At 69.4% G+C, this 5,637-nt stretch carries 4 protein-coding genes, 2 tRNA genes and 1 pseudogene; 5 read left to right on the top strand and 2 right to left on the bottom strand.

The genetic code is table 11. The features are described from left to right. Positions 1-335 precede the first annotated feature (335 nt). The 5 genes and pseudogenes from ASG00_RS06465 to ASG00_RS17420 all read left to right on the top strand — a co-directional run. Complete coding sequence (locus ASG00_RS06465; RefSeq protein ID WP_056207689.1) at positions 336-1,673, top strand: M23 family metallopeptidase; 1,338 nt, start codon at positions 336-338, stop codon at positions 1,671-1,673. 81 nt (positions 1,674-1,754) lie between these two features. After that, a tRNA-Thr gene (locus ASG00_RS06460) sits at positions 1,755-1,826 on the top strand. A gap of 24 nt (positions 1,827-1,850) precedes the next feature. Next, positions 1,851-1,924 (top strand) — tRNA-Met (locus ASG00_RS06455). Between the two features lie 412 nt (positions 1,925-2,336). Beyond that, positions 2,337-2,564, top strand: a pseudogene (locus ASG00_RS17425) (dihydrofolate reductase family protein); the annotation flags it as partial. Positions 2,565-2,568: 4 nt separating this feature from the next. Then, positions 2,569-2,875 (top strand): dihydrofolate reductase family protein (locus tag ASG00_RS17420; protein ID WP_235559339.1); only part of this gene is annotated, 307 nt, incomplete at its 5' end. Positions 2,876-2,890: 15 nt separating this feature from the next. Here ASG00_RS17420 and ASG00_RS06440 read toward each other — a convergent pair. Further along, entirely contained in the window at positions 2,891-4,141 is a 1,251-nt protein-coding gene (locus ASG00_RS06440; protein WP_056207683.1) for a sodium:proton exchanger, read from the bottom strand. Between the two features lie 298 nt (positions 4,142-4,439). Next, a complete protein-coding gene (locus ASG00_RS18915) occupies positions 4,440-5,294 on the bottom strand; it encodes a HAMP domain-containing sensor histidine kinase (protein WP_442922614.1) in 855 nt (284 codons plus the stop codon). Positions 5,295-5,637: the final 343 nt, after the last annotated feature.

Here is a 5,637-nt window from a genome sequence, read left to right as displayed (position 1 = left end):
GTTCTGGCGCGAGGGCGGTCCGGATGCCGCGGCCCGACCACTCTCGATCGCGGCCCCGGCTCCCCTGTTTGAGAAGCTCGCCGAGGCCCTGCGTAACGGCTAGGTTTCGTGCCGCGACATGCCCTGGCAATCCTCAGGCGATCGGGTTACTGTTTATGAGTTCGTTATCTTCCGGTACCCGCCGAGTCACGAACACCACCCGAACGCAAGACCGTCGCTGGCGCGACAAGACGTGAGACTTTTGTGCTTTGACTTCTGAGACACCCGCATCCGACAGCCTGCCGACCCGTCGTTCCCGCCGCGATTCCGCGAGCGCTGCGACGCCGGCGCCGTCGGTGACCGAGATTCAGGAGCCCGTCACTTCGTCGACCGTCGAGCCCGCGGCATCCATCGTCGATGCGGTCGCCATCGCTGACGCTCTTGTCGTCGCTCCGCTCACCCGCCGCTCCGTTCGTGCGGCGGCGCCGGTGGTCGCTCCCCTCACCCGCCGCGCTGCGCGCGGCCGTGAGCTCGAACTGCCGGCGCTGAGCGAGGTCGTCGGCGCCGAGGTGGTCGAACTCGTCGCCGTCGAGCCCGAGGCCGCCGAGCAGGCTCCCGCCGCTGCGACGGTCGTCGAGATCGTCGCGAGCCCGCAGCGCGAGCTTCCGTTGGCGTTGCCGACGTCACCGGTCGCTCACGCGCACACCGCCGCAGAGTCCGCTCCCCGCGCCGATGCCCCCGCAGCAGATGCGGACGCATCGGCGCCGTCGCGTGAGGCCGACGATGTCGACGCCTTCGCTGAGGCTCTGCGCCGATTCGCTGAGAGCGGCCCCACCCCCATCATCTCTGTGGCCGAGTCGGCTCCCGAGCAGGTCATCGCCGACGAGGCTCCGACCGGCCGCGCGCACCGAGGCCGCGGCGCGAAGAACGCACCGGCATCTGCTCCGTCGTCGGCCATGCCGCGCAAGAGCGTGTTCCGCCGGGTCGCCACCACCTCGTTCTCGGTCGGCGCGATGGGCATCGTCGGCCTCGTCGCGGTCGGCATGACGCTTCCGTCCCAGGCGGTGGCCGCGGCATCCGGCACCGCATCTGTCACCAACGCGGTCTCGCTCGCCGCATCGAACAGCACCGGTGGCGGTGAGAGTGCGATTCAGGCATTCGCCGTACCCAGCGAGGTGCAGACATCCTCGCTCGACCGCAGCGACTACACCACGGGCTCGAAGGCCGACATGGCGGCCTCGCTCGGCATCTCCCACTTCTCGAACTTCTTCACCAACAACCCGAACTCGCCCATCCAGTGGCCGTTCGCCGTCGGCGTCTCGATCAGCTACGGCTTCGGCTGGCGCACGGGTGAGTTCCACGAGGGTCTCGACTTCACCCCGGGCGCCGGAGCGAAGATCCAGGCCGTCGCCGACGGCGTCGTACGCGTCGCCACCGAGAGCGGCGGCGGATACGGCGTGATGATCATCATCGATCACGTGATCGACGGGCAGCCCGTCGCGACGCGCTACGCGCACATGGCGTACGGCTCGCTGCGGGTCAAGGCCGGTGACCACGTGAAGGTCGGCGAGATCATCGGCCAGGTCGGCGACACCGGGTACTCGTTCGGTGCGCACCTCCACTTCGAGGTGCTGCAGAACGGCACGACTCCCATCGATCCGCTGCCCTGGTTGCGTTCGCACGCGGGCGGATGACCCGTCATCCGCGGGGAGGATCCGGTTCGGTGACCGGCCGCGGCTCTGATATCCTCGTGTGGTTGCCCGAAAGGGCGGCACGCCCCGATAGCTCAGTGGCAGAGCACTTCCATGGTAAGGAAGGGGTCGTCAGTTCAATCCTGACTCGGGGCTCGCAGCATGTCTGACATGCGTTGCGGCAGGGTAGCTCAGTTGGTGAGAGCGCACGACTCATAATCGTGAGGTCGCGGGTTCGAGCCCCGCTCCTGCTACAGAAGAAAACCCCCGGTTCGCCGGGGGTTTCGTCGTTCACGGGCGGGACCTCGCCGAACGCTCAGGGGGACGTCGACGACCGAGGGTCGAGCAGCAGAACGTCATCCGGATCGATGTGATACGACGTGCCGCCGCTTCCGGGAGTGGAAGCGGCCGTCGTCGGTGCCGACCGCCGCGGGTCTGACTGCGCGTCGGACGGTGTGACGGCGTGCGGAGATTTCCCGGACGACGCTGCGGCACCCGACGTGCGCGTGGCCGTGTCGATCACGGCCGACACCATGGGAATCGTCAGCGATGCCAGCCCGATCACCACCACGCCGCACGTCACCCAGACCATGACCTGCATCCACCGACGCCGCCGACGAGGTAGCGTGTCGGCAGCACGTCCCGCCCCCCGAGAGGACCCCGCCGATGTCCGACACCACGTGTCACGTCTCGATCTCGCTTGACGGGTTCATCGCCGGTCCGAACCAGTCGATCGATGCGGGACTGGGGGAGCGGGGCATCGAGCTGCACCGGTGGCACATCGGCGACCCCCGGGCGAACGAGGCCGACGCGGTCGCCGCGGGCTGGCTCATGCGCCCGAGGGGTGCCTACGTGATGGGTCGCAACATGTACGCCCCGTCGCGCGGTGCCTGGNNNNCCCGCACGAGTCGATCGTGATGGAGGGCGGCACCGTCTTCCACTTCGTCACCGACGGGTTCGATGCCGCCTATGCCCGAGCGGTCGAGACGGCGGGTGACCTCGGCGTCGACATCGCCGGCGGGGCATCCACTGTTCGTCAGGCTCTCGAGGCGGATGTCATCGACGAGCTCACCCTCGACATCGCACCCGTGTTGCTGGGGTCAGGGGAGCGCATCTTCGAGGGTCGCGAGACCTTCGGGTTCGAACCCGTCGAGGTGCTGCACTCGCCGCTCGCGACCCACATCCGCTACCGCCGCGTCGGCTGAGCGCCCGACACGACTTCAGCGCGCGGCGACCAGCTCGTCGCGCTCGTCGGCGGCGAAGTGCGTCGACCGTCGGAACGGGGCGGCCAGCGTCGCGCCGATGTCGCGACGGTGCGCGATGAGGAGTCCGACCGCGATGAGCACCTGCACGGCGCTGAGCACGTAGCGCCCGGTCGTGTCGGTGACGAAGAACTGCACCGCGAAGATCGCCGCCAACGCGATCGCCGACCAGCGGTGGAACCGCAGGCCGATGATGATCGCCACCCCCATTACCGTCTGCGTGCCGGTGAGCACGAACTCCTCGACCTGGCGAGCATCGAGGCCGAGCTCACTGCCGCCGCCACCGAGGTAGTGCGCGATCGGGAGGGACCCGACCAGCAGGCTCCACTGGTTGATCTTCGAGGCGATGAGCGTCGCGATGGCGGCGGCACCCATGCCGCGCAGCGCGAACATCACGGCGACGATGAACTCGGGTGCCTCCGACGCCAGCGGCGCCAGCCACTGCACGAGGAAGTAGCTGTCGAATCCGAGCGAGACACCCGTGTCGACGAGGCTCGTCGCGAACGGCTCCGCGCACGCCAGGATGATCGCCGCGGCGACCACGAACAGTGAGATCACGACGGCTCGACGCCGGCCGGTCGGGAGGTCCGCGATCAGCGCTGCGGTGCCCACGAACTCCTCCTCGCCCTCCGAGTGGATGCGTCCCGATCGCCACAGGTAGACGGCGAACACCGCGATGAGCACGACGCCGAACCAGATGGGGATGGCACCCAGCAGCGGGATGGCGAAGGCGATCACCGCGAGGATGGCGAGGAAGCCGACATCGAAACGCGCCGCACGCGGAAGCGGAAGGAACGCGCGTCGGGCCGGGTCGCGCCGGGGGAGTGAACGGTTCGCGACCGCGATCGCGACGATCACGACGAGAGGCCAGCCGAACCCGAGCAGCAAGCGGTTGGAGCCCGTCATGTTCGCCGCGGCATACTGCTCGTACGCCGGGTCGAAGCCCGAGCGGTAGGCGCAGTAGAGATCGACGGCATACTCGGGCAGCACGGCGATCAGAGCGAGGATGGCGATCGCGAGCCCGCCGGAGATGTCCTTCTGCGCGGACTCCGCGGCCCACGCCAGCAGGAACGACGACGCGACGACCGCGGCGCCGAAGACCACCATGTCGAGCAGCGGGCTGGGCGCGAATCCGGTCGCGCGGAACACGATCGCGGGGGCGGCGATCGCCAGGCACAGGGCGATCTTTCGGATGAGGGCGGGGGGCATCGAAGACTCCTCCATCGGGCAGGCCGAGAGGGCGCGGTGACGCAGACACTCCGGCCAGGGACATGGCCGAAGGTCTCGTTCGCTCCGCGGACGGAGTGGCCCGCCGGATCGGATCACCGTGAACCGATCAGTATGTCGACGCAGCCGCGAGGAACTACTCCCCTTCGCTCCCTCCACCCTGACGGGCGCCGCCCCGCGCGAGCAAGCTGAGAGCGGAAGTCTCACGCTTTCGGGTTTCCGAACACCTTTCGGCCGCCCGAAGCGACGAGCGGATGCCGCGGCATCCGCTCGCGTGTCGTCAGGCGCTCGACGCTCCCAGCGCTCCCGGAAGTCTGAGCCGGAACGTCGTTCGGGGTGCGTCGAGGACCACGAGCGTGCCGCCGTGCGCCGTCGCGATGTCGCGGGCGATCGCCAGGCCGAGACCGGAGCCGGGGGTGTCGCGCGCAGCATCCAGTCGGGTGAATCGCCCGAAGATCCGCTCCCGATCCTCGGGGGAGATGGACTCGCCGTCGTTCGACACGTCGACGACGAGGTCGGCACCGTCGCGTCCGCCGACCACCCGAATGGATGTCTCGGCGAACCTCACGGCATTCACGACGAGGTTCGTCACCAGGCGTTCGAGCGCGGCTCTGTCCCCGTCGACGATGAGGCCCGTGGCCATCTCGATCTCGATGGTGGGTCCGTCGGCATCGCGATGCCCGAGTGCCTCGATGGCCGAGATCGCGGCATCGGCCAGATCGACGGAAGTGAACCGGTGCGATCCCGAGTCGATCGCGGCGAGGGCGAGGAGGTCGGCGGCGAGCCGATGGAGGCGTCTCGTGTGCAGCAGCGCGGTCTGCACGGCGCCCGCGTGATCGAGCGCGTCGGGATAGCCCGACGCGACCTCGAGGGTCGTCAGCAGGCTCGCGATCGGCGTGCGAAGCTCGTGCGCGGCATCGTCGAGGAACCGGCGTTGCGCGGCGTCGAGTTCACCGCGTCGGGCGAGAAGCTCATTGAACGTGCGGGCGAGGTCGGCGATCTCGTCGTGCGTTCCCGGCACCGTGAGACGCGCGTCACGGCTCGCCGCGGTCAACCGCGCCGCGTCCCGGCGGATGCGTTCGACCGGACGGAGTGCGAGGGAGACCGCCAGCCACGTCGCCGCGCCGATGATCACGAGAGCGAGGGCGACGCCTGTGATGAGCTGACCGCGCACCTCGTCGAGGACCGGCCGGGAGCCGGCATCCGACTGCACCACATCGACGCGCACGACCGTGCCGGGTGTCGCGCCGGTGGCTGCGGCCTGGGTGGCGCCCACCTCGACGTAGGCCTCGAGCGCGCGGGTCTGCACCTCGCCGGCTGTCACCGACAGCTGCCGGTAGGAGGTGGCGTCCGATGTCGACAGCGGAGCGTCCGTGCGCCACGCCTGGGCGATCAGGGCGGTCGAGGCATCCGCGCCGACGTCGCCGCTGGTGCCGATCACCCGGCCGCTCTCGTCGCTGACCAGGTAGGGGAGGAAG

Source organism: Microbacterium sp. Leaf351 (assembly GCF_001423825.1).
Classification (GTDB): domain Bacteria; phylum Actinomycetota; class Actinomycetes; order Actinomycetales; family Microbacteriaceae; genus Microbacterium; species Microbacterium ginsengisoli.
This window is presented reverse-complemented; position numbering and strand designations above follow the sequence as displayed.

Bases quoted from the DNA above. Each gene is read 5' to 3' on its own strand.
- ASG00_RS06440 (WP_056207683.1), bottom strand. From the start codon at position 4,141: ATGCCCCCCGCCCTCATCCGAAAGATCGCCCTGTGCCTGGCGATCGCC.